The 24,675-nt window shown below is 72.1% G+C and carries 23 protein-coding genes and 1 tRNA gene; 11 read left to right on the top strand and 13 right to left on the bottom strand.

Translation table 11 applies throughout. The annotated features are described in order from the left end of the window. The first annotated feature begins 1 nt into the window (after nucleotide 1). Nucleotides 2-496: a DUF3830 family protein gene (locus ABZT04_RS35865; protein ID WP_356061928.1), complete on the top strand. Its 495-nt coding sequence runs from the start codon at nucleotides 2-4 to the stop codon at nucleotides 494-496. Here ABZT04_RS35865 and ABZT04_RS35860 read toward each other — a convergent pair. Continuing rightward, entirely contained in the window at nucleotides 477-1,859 is a 1,383-nt protein-coding gene (locus ABZT04_RS35860; RefSeq protein ID WP_356061925.1) for an amidase, read from the bottom strand. The genes ABZT04_RS35865 and ABZT04_RS35860 overlap by 20 nt on opposite strands. A gap of 22 nt (nucleotides 1,860-1,881) precedes the next feature. After that, the gene (locus ABZT04_RS35855) at nucleotides 1,882-2,844 is read right to left on the bottom strand and encodes a D-2-hydroxyacid dehydrogenase (protein ID WP_356061922.1); all 963 of its coding nucleotides are present in this window, start codon (nucleotides 2,842-2,844) and stop codon (nucleotides 1,882-1,884) included. Between the two features lie 160 nt (nucleotides 2,845-3,004). Here ABZT04_RS35855 and ABZT04_RS35850 point away from each other — a divergent pair, with 160 nt between their 5' ends. Together ABZT04_RS35850 and ABZT04_RS35845 are read left to right on the top strand one after the other, a co-directional pair. Beyond that, nucleotides 3,005-3,790: a decarboxylase gene (locus ABZT04_RS35850; RefSeq protein WP_356061919.1), complete on the top strand. Its 786-nt coding sequence runs from the start codon at nucleotides 3,005-3,007 to the stop codon at nucleotides 3,788-3,790. After that, complete coding sequence (locus tag ABZT04_RS35845) at nucleotides 3,787-4,521, top strand: decarboxylase (protein ID WP_356061916.1); 735 nt, start codon at nucleotides 3,787-3,789, stop codon at nucleotides 4,519-4,521. Before ABZT04_RS35850 ends, ABZT04_RS35845 begins: the two co-directional genes overlap by 4 nt. 36 nt (nucleotides 4,522-4,557) lie before the next feature. On the opposite strand, the gene ABZT04_RS35840 is transcribed toward ABZT04_RS35845, so the two are convergent. Beyond that, the gene (locus ABZT04_RS35840; RefSeq protein ID WP_356061913.1) at nucleotides 4,558-4,977 is read right to left on the bottom strand and encodes a helix-turn-helix domain-containing protein; all 420 of its coding nucleotides are present in this window, start codon (nucleotides 4,975-4,977) and stop codon (nucleotides 4,558-4,560) included. Nucleotides 4,978-5,047: 70 nt separating this feature from the next. On the opposite strand from ABZT04_RS35840, the gene ABZT04_RS35835 reads away from it, so the two are divergent. Next, nucleotides 5,048-6,463: a DHA2 family efflux MFS transporter permease subunit gene (locus tag ABZT04_RS35835; RefSeq protein ID WP_356061911.1), complete on the top strand. Its 1,416-nt coding sequence runs from the start codon at nucleotides 5,048-5,050 to the stop codon at nucleotides 6,461-6,463. A 44-nt stretch (nucleotides 6,464-6,507) separates the two neighbouring features. Further along, entirely contained in the window at nucleotides 6,508-7,605 is a 1,098-nt protein-coding gene (locus ABZT04_RS35830; protein ID WP_356061908.1) for an LLM class flavin-dependent oxidoreductase, read from the top strand. Here the strand turns inward: ABZT04_RS35830 and ABZT04_RS35825 are convergent. Next, nucleotides 7,596-9,422, bottom strand: a complete 1,827-nt coding sequence (locus ABZT04_RS35825) for an EAL domain-containing protein (RefSeq protein ID WP_356061905.1) — start codon at nucleotides 9,420-9,422, stop codon at nucleotides 7,596-7,598. The two genes, ABZT04_RS35830 and ABZT04_RS35825, sit on opposite strands and share 10 nt — an antisense overlap. Before the next feature lie 375 nt (nucleotides 9,423-9,797). Between ABZT04_RS35825 and ABZT04_RS35820 the strand changes: the two genes are divergently transcribed. After that, on the top strand, nucleotides 9,798-11,114 hold the full coding sequence (locus ABZT04_RS35820) for a M6 family metalloprotease domain-containing protein (protein ID WP_356061902.1): 1,317 nt from the start codon (nucleotides 9,798-9,800) through the stop codon (nucleotides 11,112-11,114). A gap of 128 nt (nucleotides 11,115-11,242) precedes the next feature. On the opposite strand, the gene ABZT04_RS35815 is transcribed toward ABZT04_RS35820, so the two are convergent. The 7 genes from ABZT04_RS35815 to ABZT04_RS35785 all read right to left on the bottom strand — a co-directional run bounded on the left by ABZT04_RS35815 (nucleotide 11,243) and on the right by ABZT04_RS35785 (nucleotide 17,587). Further along, nucleotides 11,243-11,316 (bottom strand) — tRNA-Lys (locus ABZT04_RS35815). After that, the gene (locus ABZT04_RS35810) at nucleotides 11,307-11,921 is read right to left on the bottom strand and encodes a bifunctional DNA primase/polymerase (protein ID WP_356061899.1); all 615 of its coding nucleotides are present in this window, start codon (nucleotides 11,919-11,921) and stop codon (nucleotides 11,307-11,309) included. Before ABZT04_RS35810 ends, ABZT04_RS35815 begins: the two co-directional genes overlap by 10 nt. A 133-nt stretch (nucleotides 11,922-12,054) precedes the next feature. After that, complete coding sequence (locus ABZT04_RS35805) at nucleotides 12,055-12,426, bottom strand: hypothetical protein (protein ID WP_356061896.1); 372 nt, start codon at nucleotides 12,424-12,426, stop codon at nucleotides 12,055-12,057. A 188-nt stretch (nucleotides 12,427-12,614) separates the two neighbouring features. After that, nucleotides 12,615-13,955 carry an AAA domain-containing protein gene (locus ABZT04_RS35800; protein ID WP_356061893.1) on the bottom strand — a complete coding sequence of 447 codons (1,341 nt, stop codon included), beginning with the start codon at nucleotides 13,953-13,955 and terminating at the stop codon, nucleotides 12,615-12,617. Then, nucleotides 13,952-15,547 (bottom strand): hypothetical protein, encoded by a 1,596-nt coding sequence (locus ABZT04_RS35795; protein WP_356061891.1) that lies wholly within the window; start codon nucleotides 15,545-15,547, stop codon nucleotides 13,952-13,954. The genes ABZT04_RS35800 and ABZT04_RS35795 overlap by 4 nt, the downstream gene beginning before the upstream one ends. After that, nucleotides 15,538-16,683: a hypothetical protein gene (locus ABZT04_RS35790; RefSeq protein ID WP_356062019.1), complete on the bottom strand. Its 1,146-nt coding sequence runs from the start codon at nucleotides 16,681-16,683 to the stop codon at nucleotides 15,538-15,540. Before ABZT04_RS35790 ends, ABZT04_RS35795 begins: the two co-directional genes overlap by 10 nt. After that, complete coding sequence (locus ABZT04_RS35785; RefSeq protein WP_356061888.1) at nucleotides 16,634-17,587, bottom strand: phosphatase PAP2 family protein; 954 nt, start codon at nucleotides 17,585-17,587, stop codon at nucleotides 16,634-16,636. The genes ABZT04_RS35790 and ABZT04_RS35785 overlap by 50 nt, the downstream gene beginning before the upstream one ends. Before the next feature lie 218 nt (nucleotides 17,588-17,805). Between ABZT04_RS35785 and ABZT04_RS35780 the strand changes: the two genes are divergently transcribed. Further along, complete coding sequence (locus ABZT04_RS35780) at nucleotides 17,806-18,402, top strand: histidine phosphatase family protein (RefSeq protein ID WP_356061886.1); 597 nt, start codon at nucleotides 17,806-17,808, stop codon at nucleotides 18,400-18,402. Between the two features lie 16 nt (nucleotides 18,403-18,418). Here the strand turns inward: ABZT04_RS35780 and ABZT04_RS35775 are convergent, their stop codons facing one another. Then, nucleotides 18,419-19,891 carry a hypothetical protein gene (locus ABZT04_RS35775; protein WP_356061883.1) on the bottom strand — a complete coding sequence of 491 codons (1,473 nt, stop codon included), beginning with the start codon at nucleotides 19,889-19,891 and terminating at the stop codon, nucleotides 18,419-18,421. Nucleotides 19,892-20,164: 273 nt separating this feature from the next. On the opposite strand from ABZT04_RS35775, the gene ABZT04_RS35770 reads away from it, so the two are divergent. Together ABZT04_RS35770 and ABZT04_RS35765 are read left to right on the top strand one after the other, a co-directional pair. Continuing rightward, entirely contained in the window at nucleotides 20,165-20,599 is a 435-nt protein-coding gene (locus ABZT04_RS35770; protein ID WP_356061880.1) for a hypothetical protein, read from the top strand. Between the two features lie 337 nt (nucleotides 20,600-20,936). Next, nucleotides 20,937-21,806 (top strand): fused MFS/spermidine synthase, encoded by an 870-nt coding sequence (locus ABZT04_RS35765; RefSeq protein ID WP_356061877.1) that lies wholly within the window; start codon nucleotides 20,937-20,939, stop codon nucleotides 21,804-21,806. A gap of 20 nt (nucleotides 21,807-21,826) precedes the next feature. Here the strand turns inward: ABZT04_RS35765 and ABZT04_RS35760 are convergent, their stop codons facing one another. After that, nucleotides 21,827-22,354, bottom strand: coding sequence for a hypothetical protein (locus ABZT04_RS35760; protein WP_356061874.1), 528 nt, complete (start codon nucleotides 22,352-22,354; stop codon nucleotides 21,827-21,829). Between the two features lie 142 nt (nucleotides 22,355-22,496). On the opposite strand from ABZT04_RS35760, the gene ABZT04_RS35755 reads away from it, so the two are divergent. Together ABZT04_RS35755 and ABZT04_RS35750 are read left to right on the top strand one after the other, a co-directional pair. Continuing rightward, nucleotides 22,497-23,201 (top strand): response regulator transcription factor, encoded by a 705-nt coding sequence (locus ABZT04_RS35755; RefSeq protein ID WP_356061871.1) that lies wholly within the window; start codon nucleotides 22,497-22,499, stop codon nucleotides 23,199-23,201. Continuing rightward, nucleotides 23,198-24,625 carry a HAMP domain-containing sensor histidine kinase gene (locus ABZT04_RS35750; protein WP_356061868.1) on the top strand — a complete coding sequence of 476 codons (1,428 nt, stop codon included), beginning with the start codon at nucleotides 23,198-23,200 and terminating at the stop codon, nucleotides 24,623-24,625. The genes ABZT04_RS35755 and ABZT04_RS35750 overlap by 4 nt, the downstream gene beginning before the upstream one ends. Nucleotides 24,626-24,675 lie beyond the last annotated feature (50 nt).

Below are 24,675 nucleotides of genomic sequence, written 5' to 3'. Positions count from 1 at the left end.
CATGACGGATCACTTCATCGAAGTCTCGCTCGTCAAGAGGAACGTCCACTGCACCGCGAAACTGCTGGTAGAGCGCGCGCCGATCACCTGCGCGGCGATCTGGGAGGCCCTGCCGCTCGCCGGCGACGTCTACCACGCCAAGTACGCCCGCAACGAGATCTACGCCCTTTTCCCGCCATTCGCGGAAACGGAACCCCCGCTGGAAAACCCCACAGTCACCCCTATTCCGGGCGATCTCTGCTATTTCGCCTTCGCCGGTACAGAGCTGGGCACCAAGGCCTACGGCTACGACCGCGAGGTCCGCGCCGGCACCACGGTCGTCGACCTGGCCCTGTTCTACGAACGCAACAACCTGCTGCTCAACGGCGATGTGGGCTGGGTGCCCGGCATCGTCTGGGGCCAGATCGTCGAGGGGTTGGAGGGGATGGCGGAGGCGTGCAACGACCTCTGGCGGACGGGGGCGGCGGGGGAGACGCTCAGCTTCCGGCGGGCGTGAACAACGTATGAGCGGCCCGCAGCACCAGGTCGTCCCGGTGCCGGGCCCCCACGATCTGCAAGCCGATCGGCAGCCCGTCCCCGTCGTTGCCCACGGGGACGGTGGCGGCGGGCTGCTGGGTCAGGTTGAAGGGGTACGTGAACGGCGTCCAGCCGGTCCAGCGGCGGTACCCGGAACCCTTCGGGACCTCAACTCCGGCCTCGAAGGCGGTGATCGGGAGAGTGGGCGTGACGAGGAGGTCGTAGCGCTCGTGGAACAGGCCCATGCGGCGGCCGAGTTCCATCCGGACGTCCACCGCCGTCAGATAGTCCAGCGCCGAGAGAGCCGCCCCCGCCGCACGGATCTCCCGCAGCCCCGGGTCCAGCAACTCCCGCTGCTGCGGGGCGAGTTTCTGGGTCACGCGGGCCGCCCCGCTGAACCACAGGGCGTGGAAGGCGTCCACCGGGTCCGTGAAGTCGGGGTCGGTCTCCTCGACATAGGCGCCGAGCGAGGCCAGCCGCTCCACGCCCCGCCGTACCGCCGCCGCGACGGCCGGCCGCACCGCGACCTGACCGCCGAGGGAGGGGGAGTACGCGATGCGCAATCCCCGTACCCCCTCCGCGAGTTGAGCGGTGAAGGAACCTGACGGCCGGTCCAGCGCGGACCAGTCGCGCACGTCCGGTACGCCGATCACGTCCAGCATCAGTGCCGCGTCCGCCGCGTCTTTGGTCATCGGCCCCACGTGCGACAGCGTGCCGAACGCGCTCGCCGGGTACAGCGGCACCCTGCCGTACGTCGGCTTCAGTCCGAAGATCCCGCAGAAGGACGCGGGGATACGGACACTGCCGCCGCCGTCGGTGCCCAGCGACAGCGGGCCCGCGCCCAGCGCTACGGCCGCCGCGCTGCCACCGCTCGAACCGCCGGCCGTGCGGGACGGGTCGTGCGGGTTGCGGGTGACGCCAGACAAGGGGGAGTCCGTCACCCCCTTCCAGCCGAACTCAGGGGTCGTCGTCTTGCCGAGGAACACCGCGCCGTGCTCGCGCAGCCGCGCCACCGAGGGCGCGTCCTCGTCCCAACTTCCCTGCTCAGCAATGGTCCTGGAGCCACGCAGAGTGGGTGTGCCGCGCTGGAGCAGGATGTCCTTGACCGTGACCGGCACCCCGTCCAGCAGTCCGGCCGGCTCCCCGCGCCGCCAGCGCTCCGCCGACTCGGCCGCCTGCGCCAACGCGCCCTCCGCGTCGAGCCGTACGAACGCGTTCACGACGGGCTGTATCTCCTCGGCCCGATCGAGGGTCGCGCGGGTCGCGTCCACGGGGCTGAACTCCCGCCTGCGGTAGCCGTCCAGGAGTTCCACGGCGGTCAGCTCGGTGAGTTCGGTCGTCATCCGGCCCTCCAGAGTGGGGAGTTCAGTGCCCTGGTACGTACCCACGCTTCTTGTCGACCACGTTCGGCAGCGGCTTGCCCGCCTCCCATCTCTCGTACGCCGCCACGAACTGCGTGCCGAGTTCGTCCCGCCAACCGACAGTGTCGCCGCTCATGTGCGGGGAGACGATCAGCCCCGGGACCTGCCACAACGGGCTGTCGGGAGTGAGGGGTTCGGCCTCGAAGACATCGAGCGCGGCGCCCGCGATCCAGTGCTTGGTGAGTGCCTCCGCGAGCGCGTCCTCGACGACGAGCTGACCCCGGCCCACATTGATGAACCGCGCCGAGGGCTGCATACAGCCGAAGCGGCGGGCGTCGAACATGCCGTGCGTCTCGTCGGTGAGCGGTGCCGCCGCGACCACCCAGTCGGCGCGCGCCATCAGCCGGTCGAGTTCGCCGGGGCCGTGGATGCCGGTGCGCGGGGTGCGGCCGACGAGCGCGGTCGTCACGCCGAGTGCCTTGAGCGTACGGACGATCGCCCGCCCGATCGGCCCGGAGCCGACCACGCAGGCGCGGGTCCCGGCCACCCGCTGTGCCTCGCGGTGGAGCCAGGTCCGCTCCCGCTGGAGATCCAGCGTCCTCGGCAGATCCTTCGCCATCGCGAGGACGAGCGCGGCGACGTACTCGGCGATCGGCTGGTCGAAGACACCGCGCGCGTTCGTCACCACCGTCTCGGAGTCGGCGAGTTCGGGGCACATCAGATGGTCCACGCCCGCGCTCGCGGTGTGCACCCAGCGCGGTCGCGGACCCTCGCCCGGCCAGGCGGCGCGCACCGCGTGCGAGGTGAAGTCCCACACCAACAGGACGTCGGCGGACGGGAGTTGGGCCGCGAGCGTCGACTCGTCCGCGTGCTTGATCCGCACCCGCCCGGTGAGCTTTCCGAGGCGGGGCAGCGGGTCGGCGTCCAGGACGAGAAGGGTGGGCGGGGCGGCGGGAGGTGCGGTCATGCGGAGCCGTTTCTCGCGGGAGGCAACACGGGAGGCACAGGGTTGGCGGCCGTCTGACATGCGCGGATTGACCACGCTCGCACTCGAATCTACCTTCGTCAACACGGACGCCCGCACGGACCGTTGTCACCCCGTTTCTCTTGGTGAGGCCGGTGTTGCCATGCACGTTTCCTTTCTGGGCGGACCCCGCCCGCAGCGCGGTGTCGGTGTCGTCGCCCCCTTCGACTTCGCGCTGGACCGCGAGTTGTGGCGCTGGGTCCCCGACGACATCTCGCTGCACCTCACGCGGACGCCGTTCGTGCCCGTCGAGGTGAGCCTCGACCTGGCCCGGCTGGTCAGCGAGCACGAGACCCTGCACGACGCGGTTCGCACGCTCAACGCCATCGCCCCCGAGGTCGTCGCGTACGCCTGCACCTCCGGGAGCTTCGTCGGCGGACTCGCCGGGGAGCGCGCGATGTGCGAGGCGATGACCCGGGCCGGCGAGGTGCAGTCCCTGACCACCTCGGGCGCCCTGCTGGATGCCCTCACCGAACTGGGCGCCCGTCGGATCGCCCTGGTCACGCCGTACACGGTGTCCGTCACCCAGTCCCTGGAGGAGTACCTCGCCGAGGCCGGCGTCCAGGTCACCGGCCGCGCCTTCATGGGCCTGACCCGGCACATCTGGAAGGTGCCGTACCGGGACGTCGTCGACATGGCCCACCAGGCCGTCCGGGGCGCCGCCGACGCGCTCTTCATCAGTTGCACCAACCTCCCGACGTACGACGTGATCCCCCAACTGGAGGCGGAACTGCGCATACCGGTCGTGTCGGCCAACCAGGTCACGATGTGGGCAGCGCTGCGCAGGCTGGGTACGCGTGCGGTGGGCCCCTATCAGGCGCTGCTGGACGAGTCGGCGCGCCACCGGGGGCCGGTACTGCCGGAAGAACACCAGGAAGGCTGGTCATGACCGCACTCGGATTCCTCTACCCGGGCCACTCCGCAGAGGACGACTACCCGCGCATCGAGCAGCTCCTCGGCAGCGACGTCCGCCTCGACCTCGTCCACACGGACATCGGAGAGGACGCTCACCGCGTGGACGCCCTGCGCGAGATGGGCTCCCCCGACCGGCTCACGGCAGGCGTCGAGCAACTGCGCATGTCGGGCGCCGAGGCGGTCGTCTGGGCCTGCACCAGCGGCAGTTTCGTCTACGGCTGGGAGGGCGCCCACGACCAGGTGCGCGGCCTGGCCCGGGCGGCGGGCCTGCCGGCCTCCTCGACGTCCTTCGCCTTCGTCTACGCGGCGAAGGAGCTGGGGGTGCGACGGGTGGCCGTAGGCGCGACCTACCCGGAGGACGTGGCGGCCCTCTTCGCCGACTTCCTGCGCGCCGGCGGACTGGAACCGACCGAGGTCCGCGCCTCCGGCATCATCACCGCCGCCGAGGTCGGCACCTGGGGCCGCGACGAGGTCCTCGCCCTGGCCCGCGCCGCCGACACCCCGGACGCCGAGGCGATCCTCCTCCCCGACACGGCCCTGCACACGGCCGGCCACCTCACAGACCTGGAGAAGGAACTGGGCAAACCGGTCCTCACCGCCAACCAGGTCACGGTCTGGGAGGCACTGCGTCTGGCGGACCGCAAGGTCAACGCACCGGAACTGGGCACGCTGTTCACCAAGGAGCCGATCGTGCAGGTGGGCTGAACAGCCGTGCCCTGTCCACCCGCTCCGCACCCGCTCTCAGTCGGCCGGCCTCAGCAGCGCATCCAGCCGTTCCAGCAGCGCCAACGCCTCCTCGGGATCGGTGGTGGCAGCCGCGAGTGCCGGAGTGATCGGGGCCTCGCGGACGGCCTTCATGCGGGGGGACGGTTCGGGGCTGGTGCGGAGGAGGGTGCGGCGGCCGTCCGTCGGATCGGGCTCGGTGAGGAGGGCGTCGGCGGAGCGCAGCCGGGCCACGCAGTTGGAGACCTGACTCTGCACGAGGCCGGTGCGGCGGGCGATCTCGGTGACCGTGGTGCCAGGGTGGTCCCTGATGTCGGCGGCGACGAGCAGGACCGTACGGGTGCTGGTGGGGTGGGCGCCGATGCCCTCGGCCGGGACGGCGGACTCCGCGATCTTCTGGAGGCGGATGCCCAGCAGGAACAGGTCGTCGACGTTCACGGAACCAGGTATATCAGAAACAGATGCATCTCATCTTGATGCATCTGTATCTGATGGATATGTTTCTCGCATGATGACCGTGACGAACAATCCGAAGCTGCGCGGGAACCCCTGGGCCGTCCTGGCCACGCTCTCCCTCGGGTTCTTCATGACCCTCCTCGACATGACGATCGTCAACATCGCCCTCCCCGACGTGATGCGCTCCCTGAACGCGGGCCTCGACCAGGTGATGTGGATGGTCAGCGGCTACACGCTCGTCCTCGCCGCCCTGCTGGTGACCGCCGCGAGGCTCGGCGACATGAAGGGCCAGCGCACCCTCTTCGCCGCCGGAACCGCCCTGTTCACCCTGGCCAGCGCGGCCTGCGGCCTGGCCACCGGCCCCGCCACGCTCATCGTGGCCCGGGTGGTCCAGGGCCTCGGCGCCGCCCTGCTCACCCCGCAGACCATGGCGCTGATCGTCGCCACCTTCCCCGCCACCCGACGCGGCACCGCACTCGGAATCTGGGGCTCGGTAGCAGGCGTGGCGACCCTCTCCGGCCCCACGCTCGGCGGCCTCATCGTCAGTACGGCCGGCTGGCGCTGGGTGTTCTTCGTCAACATCCCCGTCGGCCTGCTGGTCCTGGTGCTGACCTTCCGCTGGGTGCCCGACCTGCGCACCGGCCGCGCCCACCGCCTCGACATATCCGGCGTCCTGCTCTCCGCCGCCGCGCTGACGGGCCTCACCTTCGCCCTGATGGAGGGCGACCGGTATGCCTGGAACCCCTGGATCCTGACGCTCGCCGCCGCCTCCCTGGCCCTCGGCGCCCTGTTCCTCCGCCATCAGTCCCGCAGCCAGGATGCCGAACCCCTCATCCCCTTCGCCCTGTTCGGCGACCGCGGTTTCACCGCCATGACCGCCCTGATGGGCGCGATCGGCGCCGCCCTGATCGGCGCTGTCCTCCCGCTCAGCCTCTTCCTCCAGCAGCAGCTCGGCCTCAGCGCGATCCACGCGGGTCTCGCCCTGGCACCCTCCCCGCTCGTCTCCCTGCTCGTCTCGCCGTACGCCGGCCGGCTCAGCGACCGCGTCGGCGGGCGGCGCGTCCTCCTCGCCGGGCTCCTGTCCTTCGCGACGGGCCTCACCGCGGCGATCCTCCTGGCGACCCCGGGAGCCCACGCCCTGACCCTCACTCTCCCGCTGATGCTCATGGGCCTCGGCACCGGCTGCATGATCGCCCCACTCTCCACCGAGGCGATGCGGAACGTCCCCGCTCACCTGGCCGGAGCGGCGTCCGGCGTCAACAACACGGTCAGGCAACTGGGTTCGGTCCTGGGCGCCGCTGCCACGGCGGCCCTGATGGCGGTCGGCTCGTCACCGCTGGACGGCCTGCACCTGGCGATGGCACTCCCGGTGGTCCTGCTCGCGCTCGCGGCCGGGGCCGTAGTGGCGCCGACCCGGTGTCACCGGACACCTGCCCCCGGGAATAAAGCGGAGACAGCCTCCTGTTAGCCCCCCGCAGGACACCGCACAGCTCACAACAGGAGGCACCTACCGTGGCGGCAGACGACGAGATCCGGGGTACGGCGCAGGGCACCGCCCCCGTCCCCCTCTCCGTACTGGACCTGGTGACCGTCGGTGCCGGCCGCACCGCCACGGACGCGCTCCGCACCAGCGTGCGGATCGCCCGGCTCGCCGAGTCGCGCGGGTTCCACCGCTACTGGGTCGCCGAGCACCACTCGATGCCGGGCGTCGCCTCCTCCTCGCCCGCCGTGATCCTGGCCCACCTCGCCGCCCACACGGACCGCATCCGGCTGGGCTCCGGCGGGGTCATGCTGCCGAACCACGCGCCCCTCGTCATCGCGGAGCAGTTCGGCACCCTGGAGGCGCTCGCCCCGAACCGTGTCGACCTCGGCCTCGGCCGCGCCCCCGGCACCGACGGCGCCACCGCCGCCGCCCTGCGCCGCACCGACCGCCTCAACGAAGGCGCCGACGACTTCCCCGAGCAGCTCGCCGAACTGACCCGGTTCCTGGACGACGACTTTCCCGACGGCCACCCCTACGCCCGCATCCACGCGGTCCCCGGCCCGATCCAGTCGACCTCGCCCGGCGGTGTCCAGTCCCCGCACCGCCCCCCGATCTGGCTCCTTGGCTCCTCCGGCTTCAGCGCCCGCCTGGCCGGCATGCTGGGTCTGCCCTTCGCCTTCGCCCACCACTTCTCCGCGCAGAACACCGTCCCGGCCCTCGACCTCTACCGGGAGTCCTTCCGGCCGAGCGCGGTGCTCGACGCGCCGTACGCCCTGATCGGTGTCTCCGCCCTCGCCACCGAGGACGAGAAGGAGGCCCGCCGCCAGGTGCTGGCCGCCGCCCTCAACATGGTCCGGCTGCGTACCGGCCGCCCCGGACTCGTGCCTACCCCCGAAGAGGCGGAGGCGTACGAATTCAGCCCCATGGAGCGGGAGTTCATCACCTCCTGGAACGCCAACGTCATCCACGGCACCGCCGACGAGGTCCGCGCCGGCCTCGACGACCTCCAGAAGCGCACGGGCGCGGACGAGTTGATGCTCACCTCCCACGCCCACAACCCGGACCTGCGGGTGCGCTCGTATGAACTGATCGCTGACGCCTATGAGTTGACGACCGATCAGGTCTGAGGGCAGGCCTTGGCGCCGAGTAGTTCGGAGATACGGTCCGGCGCCACCGGACGGGAGTACAGCCACCCCTGTCCGGTGTCGCAGCCGATCCGGCGCAGCCGGGATGCCTGCGCCGAGGTCTCCACGCACTCGGCGGTCACCGACAGGCCCAGCCGGTGGGCGAGTTGGATCATCGCCTCGACGATGACCTCGTCGGCCGGGTTCGGCGGGACGCCCTCTCCCTCGTACTGGAAGCCCCGGACGAAGGAGCCGTCCAGCTTCAGGACGGAGACCGGCAGCCGGCTGAGGTAGGCCAGGTTCGAGTAACCGGTGCCGAAGTCGTCGATGGCGATGTGCACACCCATGTCGCTGAGCGCCTGGAGGGTCTGCAACGGCCGGCCCGCCGAGCCCATCACCGCGGATTCCGTCAGCTCCAACTGGAGCAGATGCGGGGCGAGTCCGGTCTCGGCCAACGTCTGCGCCACATCCGCGACCAGGTCCGAGTCCCACACCTGGCGCACGGCCACATTGACGCTCACGAAGATCGGCGGCTCGTCCGGATGGTCGAGCTGCCAACGGCGGGCCTGGCGGCAGGCGGTGACCAGCACCCAGCGGCCGAGCTGCACGATCGAGCCGTCCTCCTCGGCCAGTCCGATGAACCGATTCGGCGTCAGCGTGCCGAACTGCGGGTGATTCCAGCGGACCAACGCCTCGACCCCGCGCAGCCGTCCGTTCTCCATCCCCACCAACGGCTGGTACTCCAGGGTGAATTCACCGCGCTCGATGGCCGGACGGAGCGTGGAGGCCAGCGCCTGGCGGGTCATGCGGTGCGCGTTGCGCTCCGGATCGAACAGCGTCCAGCGGGACTTGCCGTCCGCCTTCGCCCAGTACAGCGTCGTGTCGGCGGCCTGCATCAGCCCGGTGGCCGTCGTACCGGACGCCTGCCGCTCGACCACACCGATCGACGCCGACAGCGACAGCCGCTGCCCGGACAGATCGAAGGGCGCCTGCAGGGCCTTCAGCACCGACTCGGCGAGATCGGCCAGTTGATCCGTGCCGGTCGAGTCCTCGACGAGCAGCGCGAACTCGTCACCGCCCAGCCGCGCCACCAGCGGAGAGGCCGCCCGCGAGTAACCCGCCTCGTCCGCGCACCGCGTCAGCCGATCCGCCACGGCCGCCAACAGCCGGTCGCCGACCCGGTGTCCGAGCGTGTCGTTGACCGCCTTGAAGCCGTCCAGGTCGAGATAGCACAGGCCGATCCGCCCGGTGCCGCCCTGCTCGTACGACTCCGCCTCCAGCGCGGCCGAGAGCCGCTCGAAGAACAGGGTGCGGTTGGGCAGCCGGGTGACCGGGTCGTGCATCTCCAAGTGCCGTAGCCGCGCCTGGAGTTCACGGCGGGCGCTGATGTCGGTGAGTGACAGCAGCACCCCGTGCTCCGGGGTTGCCAGCGGTGCCACGGTCACCTGCACCCACAGGGAGTGGCCGTCGGGGTGCTTGACCCGGCGGGTGCAGCTCAGCTTCGCCTGCCGGCCGCGTAGCACCTCGCGATAGGCGTGCCAGGTGCGCGGGTCCGACCTCAGGTCCACCAGATCGGCCGCGACCAGCCCGGCGAGCGCGGCACCGCCCTTGCCGAGCAGCGCGCCGAACGTGTCGTTCGCGCTGACGACCTGGCCGTCCCGGTCCACGACGGCCATCGCGAGGGGGGACACGGAGAAGGCGGAGCCGAGTCGGCCGCCTTCGGGGGACTCGGTACGAGGTGATGCCTCGTCGCTACTCTCTGTGACGGCCGGCCGGATGAGGTCTGCCGCGGGCACCGGTCCTTCGGACGTTCCGCTCACCGCTCGCTCCCGCAGTGCACTCGATCTTCGGATGGGTCTCGTCGGGATGGCCGACCGGGTTGGGGGCCGCCGTGCCGTGTCCGTGCAGGAAAGTGTGCCGATCATAGAGGTTGGCCCCCGGCCCTTCCAGCCACTGTCCAGTGTCCCGGAACAACGGCCCGTTCCGGCAGATCAATTCCGCCCGCACCTGGACGGGTTCTTCAAATGGCCGATCACATGTGACGTTCCGTGAGTGTTTCCGAATGTCGGCCCGGGCGTGTCCCGGCCGTCCCGGACCGCCCCCTCACTCATCTGGTGCAGATAAACAGGGCGTACCCCAACAAACCATCACAGGCTGGGTGTCGGTGTCCCGCGAACCGCTCCCGGAGGTCCAACGTGCCGTGTCAGCTCCCCGTCAAGGGGCTCTCCCGTACGGCGCTCAAGGGGCTCGCCCAGTGGCGGTCGCGACCCGGACTACGGGGCACCGCGGCCGTGTTCACCACCATGTCCGCGCTCGCCGCGACCTCGATCATGTCCAGCCAGTCGGTCGCCGAGCCCTTCTCGACCACCCCCTGCTCCCTCAAGCGCACCGACGCCCACCACTCGGAGGGCCTCGACACCTGGAACGCCGCCTACCCGCGCCCCACCCACCCGCTCGACGCGGTGATGATCTTCCTCTCCTTCCCGGACGCGACCCCGCGCACCACCCCCGCCGAACTCGCCGCCGACCACTTCCCGGCCACCACCCGCTTCTACGAACGCGCCTCCTACGGCAGGTTCACCCTGCGCCCGCACCCGCTGCGGAACTGGATCCGCATGCCGCACCCGTCGACCTCGTACGCCATACAGCGCGACTGGAACCCGGTGAACCGGGCGGCCTATCTCCGCGACGCGCTCGCCGCCTCCGACCCGCAGGTCGACTTCTCGCGCTACGACATCGTCTACTTCGTGGCCGATCCGGACGCGCCCGGTGTCGACTCGGACGCCACGAAGGTCGTCAACCTGGACACCCCGCTGCACGCCGACGGCACGGACGTCCGCCGGGTCGTCACGGTGTTCGAGAAGCATCCGCCGGACCGGCTCGTCCTCGCCCATGAAACGGGCCATGTCTTCGACCTGCCCGACCTCTACCACCGGCCGGTCGACGGCAAGGGCGACTGGGACACCTATGTCGGCGACTGGGACCTGATGGGCAGTCAGTTCGGCCTGGCGCCCGACATGTTCGCCTGGCACAAGTGGAAGCTCGGCTGGCTGGATCCGCGCCAGGTGAAGTGTGTACGAGGCACCGGGCCGACCCGGCTGACCCTGGAGCCCCTGGACGCCGGGCCCGGGGTGGCGGGCTCGGCGGGATCGCCGGCGTTCGGGCTCGGCCTCGGGGTCAAGCTGGCCGTGGTGCGCACCGGGCCCGACAGCGCGCTGGCCTTCGAGGCGCGCGGCTCCCTCGGCAACGACCGCACGTCCTGCAAGCAGGGCATCCTCGTGTACCGGGTGCGCAGCGGCGCGGCCTCCGGGGGCGGCCCGATGCAGGTCGTCGACGCCCACCCACACACGGAGGCCTGCTGGGAGACCTCGGTCTACCCCCCGCTCGCCGACGCCCCGGTCTCCCTCGGCGAGCACTTCACGGTGCCCGGCGACAACGTACGGGTGGATGTGGAGGGACGGACGGCTTCGGGGTCCTGGACGGTGAGCATCACGCCGGGGGAGCGGGGTTGAGCACCCCGGGCTACTGGCGCTGGGGGTGTGGGTGGCGAAGCCCCCACGGCGCGCGGCGAAGCCGCGCACAAACAACGATGGCGAGGCTGGTTCGCGCTTTCCGCGAACATGCCTCGCCATCGCTAGCGTGCGCCGCCAGGGACTCGAACCCCGGACCCGCTGATTAAGAGTCAGCTGCTCTAACCAACTGAGCTAGCGGCGCCTGCTGACGTCGTAGACCTTAGCATCCTGATCCGGAGGAGGAAAAATCGATATCCGCACGGTCGCGCGGGCCGCGCGCACGGCCGCCCAGAGCAGGATTTCGGCGCCGGGAAGCCAGGGCCGACGGGTGTCGGGGGCGACCAGCCAGCGGGAGCCGGAGGGGGTCGGCGCGGTCGCGCCGACCGGGGCCGGGACGGTCACGGCGTCGCCCTTGCCGTGACACAGCAGGGGTGGGATCGACCCCGTACGACTGTGTTCGCCGGGCCGCGCGCCCCACTCCTCCCAGCCCAGCAGCGAGGGCAGCCGCTGAGCCGTGCCGGGGGTGGCGAACAGGAGCATCCGTCCCCGGTAGGTCGCGACCGGTCCGGAGCCGGGGCCCTCGTCCCATAAGCGGTCGACCATACGGCGGCCGAAGATCGCCGGTGCGTTCACCACGTCGAAGGCGGTGCCGCAGGGCAGCACGACCGGGGCGTCCGGCCGTTCCCGCCAGAGGGCGAGGGCGCTGCGCGGATACGTTTCGGCCGAGGCGAGCCAGGCGGCACCGTCCGAGGTGACGCCCGAGATGTCGAAGCGGTCGGCGAAGGGCTCATCCTGTGGGCTGCTCATGTCAGTCAGGTCTACCGACTGTGAGGGGCCGATCTCCGAGGGTTGTCGGAAATCGGGACAGGAGGGGGCGGGTGGGAGTATCTTGCCCCGTCGGCATATGCCAGGAGTGCTTTCGCCCTGAGGGTGGGCGGGCTCACACGGGGTCGACGGCCCCGCTGTCCCGGCCATCGGTGCCGCGCAGCAGATCCCGGCCGAACTCGACCATCTTCTTCGCGTAGTCCTCGGTCCACTCGGCCTGCGCGGCGATGTCCGCCGGCGTCAGCCGGTCGAACCGGCGCGGGTCGGCGAGCTGCGCGGCCGCGATCGCCTGGAACTCCATCGCACGGTCGGTCGCGGCACGGAACGCGTGCGTCAGCTCCGTCGCACGGGCCAGCAGCGCGCGCGGGTCGTCCATCGACTCCAGGTCGAAGAAGTGCTCCGGGTCCTCGGCCGCCTGCGCGGGCTCGAAGAGCAGGGGCGCGGGGCGTAGCCGCGATTTGTTGCGACGCGGCGTGTGCTCCGCCATGTCTTCTCCTCCTCGTACGTACGTCATGGATGACCCGCCTCAGGAGCCGGACCACCGTCCATTGTCCCCCGCCCGCGCAAGGGGCCCCAGGCATACCCCCGGGGCACGGGATCCACCACCGTGAAAGGGGCTGCCCAGCCACCGGTCGCGCTATTCATCACCGGCCGCCCGGACCAGGAAGAACCCCCTCAGGGTCTCCACACCACCCGATGCTCCGCCAGGTGCGCCAGCACCGCGTGGTTCGCCTCCCACCCATCAGGGAACTTCACCGTCACCCCCAACTGCACCGGCTCCGTCGACGGGTGGTCGTCCAGGAGGTCGGTCACGCCCGCTCGGCAGATCACGATGCAGGCGTGGCGGTGGCGGGAGGCGAGGACGCAGAGGCGGCCCGTCTCCAGGTGGAAGGCGGTGGCGTCGGGGCGGCCGGAGAGGGGGTGGAGGACCACCGTGACGTCGAACTCCCGGCCCTGGAGCCGGTTCGCCGTGTCCACGGTGACGTCCGTGACACCCAGCTCGGCGAGCGCCGCGCGGACCGCCGCCGCCTGGTCGCGGTGCGCGGTGCCGACCGCGATGCGGTCGGCGGTCAGGGGGGTGGGGTCGGGGGAGCGCTCCGACGTGGCCGCGCCGCCCCGGTCCAGCAGGCGTCGGACGACCGTCGCCACCGCCCGCACCGCCTCCGGGTCCGTACGAGGTGTGTGGCGGGCGGGGAGTTCCAGCAGGCCCCAGCCCGACTCGGCGGCCTCGTCGATCACCCGGTCCGGACCCGAACCGTCGGACGGGACACCGAAGCCCAGCCGCCGGTCGCCGTGGTCCGTGCCGCTGCGGAAGCGGGTGTACGGGTAGAACGCGTCCGAGACCAGCGGGGCCGCCGATGCCGGGAGCCGCCAGGACACCGGGAGGCGGTGCTGCGGCAGTTCGGGATTGTGCGCGAGCAGGGTCGTCACGGCGGAGGCCGAGGGGTCGTAGGACAGGCCCGCCCACTGCTCCGCGCCGACGATCGCGAACGGGTCCAACTGCCCCGGGTCGCCCACGAACAGCGCCCGCTCGAACAGCCCGGCCACGGCCAGCAGCGAGTCCGAGCGCATCTGGTACGCCTCGTCGACGATCGCGTGCCGCCACGGCTCGTCCACCGTGACATGCGCCCACTTGGCCGCCGTGGAGATGACGACCGGGAGCCCGGCCAGCTCGCCCGCCTTCGCCGACTTCCGTACGTTCGGCAGGTCGTCCAGCGCCTTGTCGTACGGGTCCGCGTCGCTGCTGTGCAGCCGGCCCACGGGCAGCTCGCCGTTCTTCTCGGCGAGCCGGACGACGAGGTCGTCGACCTGGGCGTTGGTCTGCGCGACCACCATCAACGGGCGCCCCGCGTCGGCCAGTTCGAGCGCGGCGCGGACCACGAGGGTGGACTTGCCGGCGCCGGGCGGGGAGTCGACGACGACCCCGCGTGCCGTGCCGTGCAGGGTGTCCCGGAGGATCGCGTCGGTGGCGCGGCCGGCCTCGGCGCCCGGGTCGAACACGGTGTCCGCGGTCACAGCACGTCCTCCTCGGTCACCGGGTCGGCGGACTCGCGCACCGGCTCCTCGCCCGGCGGGCCGCCGTGCGTCCACGGTGTCTGCTCCTGGTCGGGCAGCTTCGCGCCGCCCCGCTGCTCGTGCTCGAAGAGCGTGAAGCAGATCCGGTCGCCCTTCTCGGGCACCGAACCGGTCTCCGGCTCCTTCCCGCGGCCCATCTTGTCGACGATCCGCAGCACGACGAGGGCGCCGTCCTCCTCGACGCCCACGAACTCCGCCGACTGCGGCTTCCCGCCGAGCGACCGGAACACCTTCACCCGCTCCCCGAGATGCGGCCGGTCGTCCGTCCGCACGGTCACCAGCGGGCGCGGGCGGGGGCTCTTCCCCTCGCTGTACGTCATGACGACATCCGTGACCTCGCCCGCGAACGCCTCCCCGGCGAGCCGCCGCCCGGCCATCACCAGCGGGTCGTCCAGCGCCTCCTGGGCATCCAGCCGGGCCTGTTCCCGCTCGCGCGTGGCCAGCTTGTTGGCCGCGGTGACCGCGTCGTCGCGGCGCGGCTGTGGGGGCTCGCCGGCCACGACCCGGTCCCGGTGGCCGGTGAACGACCAGCGGTCGCGGGTCCACCGGTCGACGGCGTGCGCGCCCTCCGGCAGCGCCCGCAGCAGGTCGAGTCCGTGCCACACCGCGTCCCAGGTGGGGCGGGTGCGGCTCTCGACGAGGGCCCTGATCTCCCGCTCGGCGGCGGTGAGTTCACCGAGCCGGTCGTCGGCCTCCAGGCCGTCCTCGGCGGCGGCGAGAGCGGTGCGGGCACGGTCGTAGCGCTCGATGGCGGGGGCGAGCAGCTTGTTGTCGAACGCCGGGTCGGTGGCCGGGCCCGCGGGCGGGCACATCAACTGGCCCTGCGCGTCCCGCCGTAGCTCCGCGTCGAGGGCCGCCTCGGCGCCGGAGATCCCGTCCGGCGGGTCGATCCAGGCGAGCAGCGCGCCCAGGTGCTGGTCCTCCAGGCTGGACTGCCCGGTGGCCCAGTGCTGGCCGAGCACCTCGGTGAGCGCCAGCAGCAGCGCGGAGCCGGGCACCCGGGCCCGCTCCCCGTAGTGCGTCAGCCAGCGGCCGAGCAGCGGTACCCGGGGCGGCGCGGGGTGCGGGGTCTCCGGGTCCTGCTCGGCCGTACGGCGAAACCGCGTCGAGCGGCCGAGCAGCCGGACCAGCTCGATGCCCGGGCGGCTCGGCACGATCAACTGCGGGGCGTCCGCGCACAGTTCGACCTCGACCTTGACGCGTTTGCCGGTCTCGGGGTCGGTCTCGTTGCGCTCGGCGGCCTCCACGTCTTCGGCGAACGTGTCGATGTACGGCAGGACCACGTCCGCGAGTTCGGCCAGGAACGTGAACCTGAGGTCGCGGTCGCGCGGCTGCGGTACGACGAGCAGCCGCGGGGCGTCCCGGTCCGTGCCGACGAGCGCGCCGAGGGGTGCCCCGGCCTCACCGGCGGTGGTGAGCGGTACGAGGACGAGGGGGCGCTCGGAGAGGTGCCGGTGCCGGACGGTGGCGGCGGGCTGGGCGCGGCCGGTGTGAACGGCCTCCAGCCGGGCGAGAGTCGAGATCAGCGACATGCGGCACCTTCCGGGGCGGGCGTCGGCAGGAACGCCAGCGCCTCGGCCCGCAGCTCCGCCGCCCTGCGCAGGGCGGCCACCGCCGGGTCGTCCGGGTCGCCCGCCTCGCCGTGCGCCGCCGCCAGGACCTCGTCGACCGTCGTCAGGTCGCCCAGCTCGGCGCGCAGGGAGCGGCCGAGGGCGGTGACCGCGCCGGACGCGCGGGAGTGGTCGCGGCAGTGGAAGGCCAGCTCGCAGGCGGCCAGGCACTCCGGTGCGTAGGTCGCCGGGACCGACTCGACCGAGGCCGTCAGCTCGGCGACCGGGCGGTCCGGGGCGAAGCAGGTGCCCTCGGGGAGCGCGTCGGCGATGTCCTCGATGCGGGTGAGACGGGCCAACTGGCGGCCGGTGACCGCGCGTTGCTTACGGACGTCGACGGCGGACGCGGTCGGCAGGTTGGAGAAGTCCTTCGGGCAGACGAGGAGGACCCGGTGCCGTACCCGGGGAGCTGGGTCGAGGCGGGCGGCGACCTCCTCCAGGGCCAGGACGTACACCGCCGACTGGCGGGCCGCCGCGCCGACCTTCGCCGGGTCCGCCGAACCGTCCAGCATCGGGAAGGACTTGATCTCCACGACCGTCCAACTGCTGTCCGGGTGCACGACGACCGCGTCCGGCTCCAGGAAGGCCGGGGAGCCCGCCACGTCCAGGGCGAGCATCGGGTGGTCCAGCAAGGTCCAGGCGGCGGCCTCGGTGGCCTCGCGCAGCGCGAGCGCCGTACGCGCCGCGCGTCCCTCGGGGCCGATCGCCGTCAGCTCGGGCACCCGCGCACGGGTCGGCGGCTCGGCGCCCGGGTCCAGCTTCTCGTGCACCAGCCGCAGCAGCTCCGCGCCGCCGTCCGCCTTGACCCGGGCCTCGAAGGCGTTGCCCCGCATGAAGGCGAACTGGGACTGGCCGAAGGCCGACGGTGAGCCGAGCGCGTCGGCCAGCACCGCCTTGTTCACCCCCGCGCCGTCCAGGATCGCCCGCCGCCTGCAGCCCGGGTTCGCGGCCAGCGCCGCGAGGGCGCGCGCGTCCAGCGCCTTGGCCGGGACGTCCGGACCGCGCAGCTCAGCGAGCCGGTGCCGGAGCGCCGTCCCCCGCGTCCGTGGGGGAGGCACCCGGCTCGGCTCCGGTACCGAGCTGCGACTCGCGCTGCCGTGGAATTCGCTCACCCGCCGAAGTCTGGCATCCGCCACTGACAATTGAGGTCTCTGCGCCACGAGAGCGGGCTGCGACGAGTGAGCCGCGCCCCTCGAACCGGGCCCGGATCCGGTCCGCGACCTTCATCACCCGCGGCGCCAGCAGGAATCCGAGCCCCATCACGGCCACGCCCGCGACCGCGTCGAGGAGATAGTGGTTCGCCGTGCCCATGACCACGATCGCGGTCAGCAGCGGATAGGCGACCCCGATCACCTTCGTGAGCCGAGTCCCGCCGTGCCGCCACAGCATCACACCGCACCACAGGGCCCAGCCGCAGTGCAGGCTCGGCATCGCCGCGTACTGGTTCGTCATGCCGCCCAGGCCGCGCGGCGCGCTCGCGTCGCCGCCCCACCAGCCGTACGAGCTGTACTTGGCCATCGTGTCCACGAAGCCGTAGTCCGGGGAGAGCAGCCGGGGCGGACAGGTCGGGAGCAGGGTGAAGCCGATCAGGCCGATGAAGGTGGACGTCATCAGCCAGGTGCGGGCCGCGCGGTAGACCTGGGCGCGGGAGCGGAACAGCCAGATCAGGATCGCCGGCGTGATCAGGTAGTGCAGCGACGCGTACCAGAAGTCGGCCGGTACGCCGAGCCAGGACTCGCGCGTGAACAGGCGGTTGAGCGGGTGCTCGGCGTTGATGTGCAGGTACTTCTCGACGCGCAGGATCGACAGACCGTGGTCGACGGCGCTCGCCGTGTCGCCCCTGGCCAGCAGCCGCCCCGCCGAGTACGAGGCGTACACCATGAGGATCAGCGGCAGCTCCGTCCACCAGCGCAGTTGGGTTCGGCGATCCGCCTCGATGCCTGGTGTCTCGGTCTGCGGCATCCGATCGCCCTCCCCCTTCTGTTCTGGTGCGGTGCCCTGGTGATCCGGCTGCCCGGTTGGTCGGTCTGGACACTTTACGGCGTATGGGCCCGGTCGTTTCGGGCGCCCCGGACCTCAAAGACGCAGAGATCGCCCGCCGGGTTGCCCTTCTGAAGGGTGCGCGATGATGGAGGGACCGCCTCCCAGTTCTCCAGGGAAGTCTCCCGGAAAGGTTCTTCATGGCACCGCGCATCCTGCTGGCCCGGCACGGACAGACGGCATGGTCGCTGTCCGGGAAGCACACCGGCAGGACCGACGTCCCGCTCCTCGAAGAGGGCCGACGCGGCGCCAAGGTGCTCGGCGAGCGACTGCACCGGGCCCCCTTCGACGGCCTCCCCGGGGTGGAGGTGCGCACCAGCCCGCTGGCACGCGCGCGTGAGACCTGCGAACTCGCCGGCTTCGGCGAGCGCGCCACCGACTGGGACACCCTCATGGAGTGGGACTACGGCGCCTACGAGGGCCTGACCCCGGAGGAGATCCGCTCCGTACGGCCCGACTGGCTGATCTGGCGCGACGGCGTCCCCGAAGGGGAGACCCTCGCCGAGGTGACCGCCCGCGCGGACGAGGTCGTCGCCTGGGCGCGCGGCGCGGACCGGGACGTGCTGGTCTTCGCGCACGGCCACATCCTGCGCTCGATCGGCGCCCGCTGGCTGGGCCTGCCGATCGACTTCGCGGCCCGCATACGCCTCAATCCGACCTCGCTGTCGGTACTCGGCTGGGCCTACGGCGAACCGGCGATCGAGAGCTGGAACGACCTGGGGCACCTCGTCGCCTAGCGGGCCACCTGGGGACCTAGGCCGCCGTACGAGGCACCCCGGAGTGCCGCTCCAGGAACGTCGACACCCCAGAAGCGCGCCGGTGCGGCAGCAGCACCCGGGCCGTGCCCGCCAGCATCGTCTGGATGCGGGACGACTGGACCAGGTCCAGGAGGTCCAGCACCCGCATCCCGGCCGTCGCCGCCTCGTCGGGACGGCCGCCGCGGGCCAGGTCGTCGGCGAGTTCGGCCGTGTAGAGGGCGATGTTCCGGGTGAAGTGCGGGTCCTGGAGTTGTGCCGCACGCCGAGCGTGGCGGGCCGCGCGCGGCCAGTCGCCCAGCGTCGACCAGCACTGTGCCTCAAGGCCCTCCAGTTCGGCCTCTCCGTAGAAGCTCATCCACTCGGGATCGGCGTCCGAGTGGCCCCGCTCGTAGAGGGCCTGCGCGCGGGCCAGCGCCTGTTCGCAGCCGGTGCGGTCGGCGAGCCCCGCCCAGCCGCCCGCCTCGCGCAGCGCGAGCAGCGACATCAGCCGGGCGGAGCCCAGGGGACGGGCGACGCGCTGCGCGGCCTGGGCGGCGCGCACCGCCTCGCGCGGACGGCCCGTGTCCCGCGCCAGGAACGCCGTATTGCAGAAGGCGTGGGCCTCCAGGCCCGGGTCCCCGGTCACCCGGGCCGTGGCGAGGGCCTCCGCGTAGTGCGAGCGGGCGTCGTCGAAGCGGCCGGAGTCGTGGGCCAACCAGCCCACCGAGATGGCGAGTTCACCGGCGCCGGAGTGCAGTCTCTCGGCGACGGACTGGCGGGTGGTGCCCGCGTCGAGCAGGGCGTAGGCGGCGCGCAGCGGGGCCGCCGCGCGCCGGTAGAGACCGTCGGCACCGTGCCGGTCGTCGAGCAACCGGATTCTGCGGACGGCCTCTTCGAGGACGCCCGCCTCACTGGTACCGGGACGGCGGACGGAACAGTCCGCCGCCACGGCATCGAAGGCGAGCCCCAGCGGGCTCAGCGTGCCGGCGGCCACCACGACGGTGCCGCCCCTCATGAATGCGCGACGCAGCACGTCGCTCTCCTCGTGGTTCTCGTCGTTCTCGTGCGTGTCGTACGGGTCCTGCGGGTCATACGGCTCGTACACCCTCCCCGTCTCACCCGCTCCGCCCGCTTCATGCGGGGCGCATGCCGGGCTCGTCGGGTGCACGGGGGGCGTGTCCTCGGCGGTGCGCGCTCCGCGTCCGCGTACGGACGAACGGGGCGCGAAGCCGAGGTCGGCGAGCGTGCGGCCGGGGAACATGTGCAGGAACACCCGTTCGTACGCGTAGTTGGGACAACGGATCTCACCGGCCTCGACGCGGCCCACGTAGCGCGCGTCGCAGCTCACCCGCTCGCCGATCTCACGCGCGGACCGGCGTACGGCCGCGGCGAACTCCGCCGGTGAGCGCTGTCCGCGCAGCCGCCGGAAGGCGAGATTGGGTCTCGGTGGTCGGGGGAGCGGGGACGGGGTCACCATTGACGACGCCATGGCCGGGTCCTCCTCGTGCGAACCGTCGAACCATGCCGGATTCAGGGTGACTTGTGTGAGTGACGCCCTGTTTCCAGCGGGCAAGAACGTACCTGCTGCGCATGACCCGCCACGCAGGGTTTGGCTACAAACCGGATATCTCATCCGGGATCTGCCATGAACTGCCATCCTTTGCGGCTGACTTGTGCCGTAGCCGTTGACGCTTCGACGCGTTGAACTCCATGTGTCCGGGAGCCGCCCGACTCCCGACCCGCTCGTCCAAGGAGGGGTTCCGTGGTGGAGACCGGGATGGAGACCAGTCAGAGCGTCGATCCTCGAATGCCGAGCGCCGAGTGCGGTGCGCCGCCGTTCGCGGACTCCGCCTGCGACCTCGTGACGGTGCCGACGCGGCAGGGCCTGGAGGCCGTCGACATCCTGCGGCGCGGTGCCTGCGACGGGGTCGGCCCCGTCCTGCACGCCGACGGCGGCGACACCCTCGGCTTCCTGGTACCGCCCGGCACGGCGGCCGCCTGGGACCTGCCGGGCAGCACCTGTACGGAGACCAACGGCAGGGGCCTGAGCCTCGCCCCCGACCCCGAACCCCCGGTCGAGGGCTCCGACTGGCTGCTGCCCCCCGGCGAGGCCGACCTGGCGACCGACCCGGAGATCCTGCGGGCCGCGCTGGGAGAGGCGGCCCGGCTGATCGAGGCGGCGGACGGCTGCCGGTGAGCTCCGCGGGGGCGCACGGACGATCTTCAGGCGCCCCGGACTCGCAGGAGCCGTAGGGACGCGCCCCCGCACAGACGGCTCGTCATGCGGCGCGGAGGACGGCCGCGATGGATGTCGGACGGACGTCCCGCGCCAATTTCCGGCCGAGGGCTCCGGCCGACGCCGTGCCCGCGCGGGCAGCAGACGCCCGACGTGCGCTGTGCGGACGCCTGACAGGCCCAGCCTCGGACAGCCGGCGGCTCTGTCGGCGTCGGCCGCCGCTCCGGCCGCCCGATGGACACGCTCCCGCTTCTCCGCCCGGGCGCGCCGTACCGACCAGGCCCCCGATAATGACCCCATGGCAAAGTCCAGGACCCCCCGGCGCGGTGCCGGCACCGCCGAGGCCGTCGTCGAGACCGTCGACGGCGGGCTCGCCGAGCTGCTGCCCGACCGGGACCGCGCCCGTGCCTGGACCCTGCTGATCGACGGGGCACCGCAGTCGTACGTCGACCTCGACGACCCGGCGTATCTGTCCTTCGAGTACCAGCGCCGCCTCGGGCACGTCATCGACCTCGCGGCGCCGGCCGGCAAGCCGATCCAGGCGGTGCACCTCGGCGGTGGCGCCCTCACGCTCGCCCGGTACGTCGCCGCCACCCGGCCCCGATCCACCCAGCAGGTCGTCGAGTTCGACGCGGCGCTCGTCCAACTGGTCCGCCGGGAGCTGCCGTTGGACCCCAACGCGCGGATCCGGGTGCGCTCCGTGGACGCCCGCGCGGGCCTCGCGAAGCTGCCCGAGGGCTGGGCCGACCTCGTCGTCGCGGATGTCTTCAGCGGCGCCCGCACGCCCGCCCACCTCACCTCGACCGAGTTCCTCGACGAGGTGCGCCGTGCCCTCAAGCCGGGCGGGATCTACGCCGCGAACCTCGCCGACGGACCCCCGCTCGCCCATCTGCGGGGCCAGATCGCCACTGTGGCCGCCCGGTTCACGGAACGCGCGCTGATCGCCGACCCGACCGTGCTGCGCGGCAAGCGGTTCGGCAACGCCGTGCTCGTCGCCTCCGACCACCCGCTGCCGCTCGCCGAACTGACCCGGCGCGCGGCCTCCGACCCGCACCCGGGCCGGCTCCAACACGGCAGGGAACTCACCGACTTCACGGGCGGTGCGCCACCGGTGACGGACGCCGCGGCGGTCGCCTCACCGGCACCGCCCCCGTCCGTGTTCCGCTAGTAGTTCCGTCAGCAGTTCTTCTAGTAGTTGCCCACATCCACCCGCGGCGGTCCGTCGTGCCAGGTGCAGATCACCGACACCTTGTCCGTGCCCTTGGTGAACTCCACCCGGAGCCACGAGTCCGTCTTCCACACCTGCATCGCCCAGCCCGTCCCCGGCGTCGCCGATACGAGCGTCACATAGGCCGGGGCGAGGTCGAGCACCACCCGCCCGCCGTCGGTGGCGTAGCTCTTCACCTGGCCGGAGGCGGAAGTTGAGGGCGACGGACTCGCCGTCGCCGTCTTCGTGGCGGTGGGGCTGGGAGTGGGCGTCGGCTTCGGAGTGCTCGACGGGCTCGGCGAGGACTCGGCCCGCGGTGTCGGTGAGGCCGGTGGCTGAGCGGCCTGCGCGGTGACGCCGGCCGCCGTGATGGGCAGGGCGCGCGGCGGGTCGTAGGCCGTGCCCGTCATGACCGTGTGGACGCCCCACCAGGACAGCGTGACAGCCGCGCCGGTGGCGAGCGACCAGGCCAGCACATGCGCGAATCCGTTGACGAGTCCTCTGGGCATCGCGGCCATACTGCCCCACGCGCCCCACAGGTGTCCTGCCGATCTCCCTCCGGCGGCGACAGCGCTCCCACCGGTTGTCCACAGAAGGGGAGTTGTCCACAGGCCCGGATAAGGGCCGCGCGCATGGCGTACGGTGCGGCGCATGGCAAGTGTGCTCGTGGTCGAGGACGACCAGTTCGTACGCTCGGCCCTCATCCGGCATCTGACCGATGCCGCGCACACGGTGCGCAGTGTCGGTACGGCCCTTGAGGCGCTGCGCGAGGTCGCCCATTTCCGTTTCGACGTGGTCATCCTGGACCTCGGACTGCCCGATCTGGACGGGTCCGAGGCGCTGAAGATGCTGCGCGGGATAACCGACGTACCGGTGATCATCGCCACCGCGCGGGACGACGAGACGGAGATCGTCCGGCTGTTGAACGCGGGCGCGGACGACTACCTCACCAAGCCCTTCTCGGTCGACCACCTCTCCGCCCGCATGTCCGCGGTCCTACGCCGCTCCCGCGCCGCCACCGGCGAGGCACCCCCGTCCACGGTCATCCGCGTCGGCGGCCTCACCGTCGACCCGCTGCGCCGCCAGGCCGAGCTGGACGGCGTCCGACTCGACCTCACCCGCCGCGAGTTCGACCTCCTCGCCTTCCTGGCCGGCCGTCCCGGGGTCGTCGTCCCGCGCAAGGAACTCCTCGCCGAGGTGTGGCAGCAGTCCTACGGCGACGACCAGACCATCGACGTCCATCTGTCGTGGCTGCGCCGGAAGTTGGGGGAGACGGCGGCCCGGCCGCGCTATCTGCACACCCTGCGCGGTGTCGGCGTGAAGCTGGAGCCACCGGGAGCGGAGTTCCCGCGATGAGGTGGGCACTGGTCAGGGTCTGTCTGGCGATCGCGGCGATGGTCGTCGTCGCCTTCGCGGTGCCGCTCGGCCTCGTCATCAAGGAGATGGCCCGCGACCGCGCCTTCTCGAACGCCGAGCGCGAGGCCGCCGCCGTCGCCCCCGCGCTCTCCATCACCACCGACCGGGACCAGTTGGAGAAGGTCGTCGCCTCCGCGGGCTCGACCTCCGGCGCGGACGCCGGGATGGCCGTCCACATACCGGCCGGGGACGGCAAGGCCGCCGTCGACATCGGCCGGCAGCGCGCCGCCGATAAGGACATCGCGACCGTACGGAAGGTGGGCCGCGCCTCCACCACCGAGGTGCCCGGCGGCTCCACCCTGCTCCAGCCGGTCGCGCTCAGCTCCGGCGAGATATCCGTCGTCGAGGTGTACGTCCCGGAGTCCGAGGTCACCAACGGCGTCGGTACGGCCTGGGCGGTGCTCGCCGGTGTCGGCCTCGCGCTGATCGTCGGGTCCGTCGCGGTCGCCGACCGGCTGGGCGTACGGATGGTGCAGCCCGCGCAGCGCCTCGTGGAGGGCGCGCACGAACTGGGTGAGGGGAAGCTGGGCGCACGCGTCCCGGAGGAGGGGCCGACCGAACTGCGGCTGGCGGCGGTCGCGTTCAACTCCATGGCCGACCAGGTCGTACAACTGCTGGCGAACGAAAGGGAGTTGGCGGCCGATCTGTCGCACCGCCTGCGGACGCCCCTCACCGTGCTGCGGCTGAACGCGGCTTCGCTCGGGGACGGCCCGGCCGCCGAGCAGACGCGGACCGCGGTCGCGCAGTTGGAGCGGGAGGTCGACACGATCATCCGGACCGCGCGCGAGGCCAAGCCGCAGACGGTGGCGGCCGGGCCCGGTGCCGGGTGCGACGCGGCCGAGGTGGTGCGCGAGCGGATGCGGTTCTGGTCCGCGCTCGCCGAGGACGAGGGCCGCAAGGTGCGGGTGGCCGGGGTGGAGCGGCCGGTGCGGATACCCGTGGCCCGCGCCGACCTGGTCGCCGCGCTGGACGCCCTGCTCGGCAATGTGTTCCGGCACACCCCCGAGGGCACGGCCTTCGCGGTCGACGTGCACAACGGCGAGGACGCGGTGATCATGCTCGTTTCGGACGCGGGCTCCGGCATCCGGGACCCCGAGGCGGCCATGGCCCGCGGGCGCGGCTCCGGCAGCGCCGGGTCGACCGGGCTCGGCCTGGACATCGTGCGCCGGCTCGCGGAGTCGACGGGCGGGGACGTACGGATCGGCTCCTCGGTGCTCGGCGGCACGGAGGTGCGGATCTGGATCCAGTTGGACGGACGGGAGCCCGAGCGCAGGGGCCATCGCGGGGCCGTACGACGGCGTCGGCGCTCCCGATCGGTCTCGGCATTGGTCTCGACCTTTAACCGTTCCCGATCCCTTCCTTAAGCGCACCCTAAGATCGCCAACCCCCGCCCGGATCAGGTGCTTTGCCCGAT

Origin of the sequence: Streptomyces sp. NPDC005492 (assembly GCF_040605995.1) — a bacterium.
GTDB lineage: Bacteria > Actinomycetota > Actinomycetes > Streptomycetales > Streptomycetaceae > Streptomyces.
Note: the sequence above shows the minus strand (reverse complement) of the source record. Positions and strands in the feature narration are given on the sequence as shown.

What these genes read in the sequence shown, in the direction of transcription:
- ABZT04_RS35865 (WP_356061928.1), top strand. Translation starts at nt 2, where the DNA reads ATGACGGATCACTTCATCGAAGTCTCGCTCGTCAAGAGGAACGTCCAC.
- ABZT04_RS35860 (WP_356061925.1), bottom strand. Translation starts at nt 1,859, where the DNA reads ATGACGACCGAACTCACCGAGCTGACCGCCGTGGAACTCCTGGACGGC.
- ABZT04_RS35855 (WP_356061922.1), bottom strand. Translation starts at nt 2,844, where the DNA reads ATGACCGCACCTCCCGCCGCCCCGCCCACCCTTCTCGTCCTGGACGCC.
- ABZT04_RS35850 (WP_356061919.1), top strand. Translation starts at nt 3,005, where the DNA reads ATGCACGTTTCCTTTCTGGGCGGACCCCGCCCGCAGCGCGGTGTCGGT.
- ABZT04_RS35845 (WP_356061916.1), top strand. Translation starts at nt 3,787, where the DNA reads ATGACCGCACTCGGATTCCTCTACCCGGGCCACTCCGCAGAGGACGAC.
- ABZT04_RS35835 (WP_356061911.1), top strand. Translation starts at nt 5,048, where the DNA reads ATGATGACCGTGACGAACAATCCGAAGCTGCGCGGGAACCCCTGGGCC.
- ABZT04_RS35810 (WP_356061899.1), bottom strand. Translation starts at nt 11,921, where the DNA reads ATGAGCAGCCCACAGGATGAGCCCTTCGCCGACCGCTTCGACATCTCG.
- ABZT04_RS35805 (WP_356061896.1), bottom strand. Translation starts at nt 12,426, where the DNA reads ATGGCGGAGCACACGCCGCGTCGCAACAAATCGCGGCTACGCCCCGCG.
- ABZT04_RS35795 (WP_356061891.1), bottom strand. Translation starts at nt 15,547, where the DNA reads ATGTCGCTGATCTCGACTCTCGCCCGGCTGGAGGCCGTTCACACCGGC.
- ABZT04_RS35785 (WP_356061888.1), bottom strand. Translation starts at nt 17,587, where the DNA reads ATGCCGCAGACCGAGACACCAGGCATCGAGGCGGATCGCCGAACCCAA.
- ABZT04_RS35780 (WP_356061886.1), top strand. Translation starts at nt 17,806, where the DNA reads ATGGCACCGCGCATCCTGCTGGCCCGGCACGGACAGACGGCATGGTCG.
- ABZT04_RS35775 (WP_356061883.1), bottom strand. Translation starts at nt 19,891, where the DNA reads ATGGCGTCGTCAATGGTGACCCCGTCCCCGCTCCCCCGACCACCGAGA.
- ABZT04_RS35765 (WP_356061877.1), top strand. Translation starts at nt 20,937, where the DNA reads ATGGCAAAGTCCAGGACCCCCCGGCGCGGTGCCGGCACCGCCGAGGCC.
- ABZT04_RS35760 (WP_356061874.1), bottom strand. Translation starts at nt 22,354, where the DNA reads ATGCCCAGAGGACTCGTCAACGGATTCGCGCATGTGCTGGCCTGGTCG.
- ABZT04_RS35755 (WP_356061871.1), top strand. Translation starts at nt 22,497, where the DNA reads ATGGCAAGTGTGCTCGTGGTCGAGGACGACCAGTTCGTACGCTCGGCC.
- ABZT04_RS35750 (WP_356061868.1), top strand. Translation starts at nt 23,198, where the DNA reads ATGAGGTGGGCACTGGTCAGGGTCTGTCTGGCGATCGCGGCGATGGTC.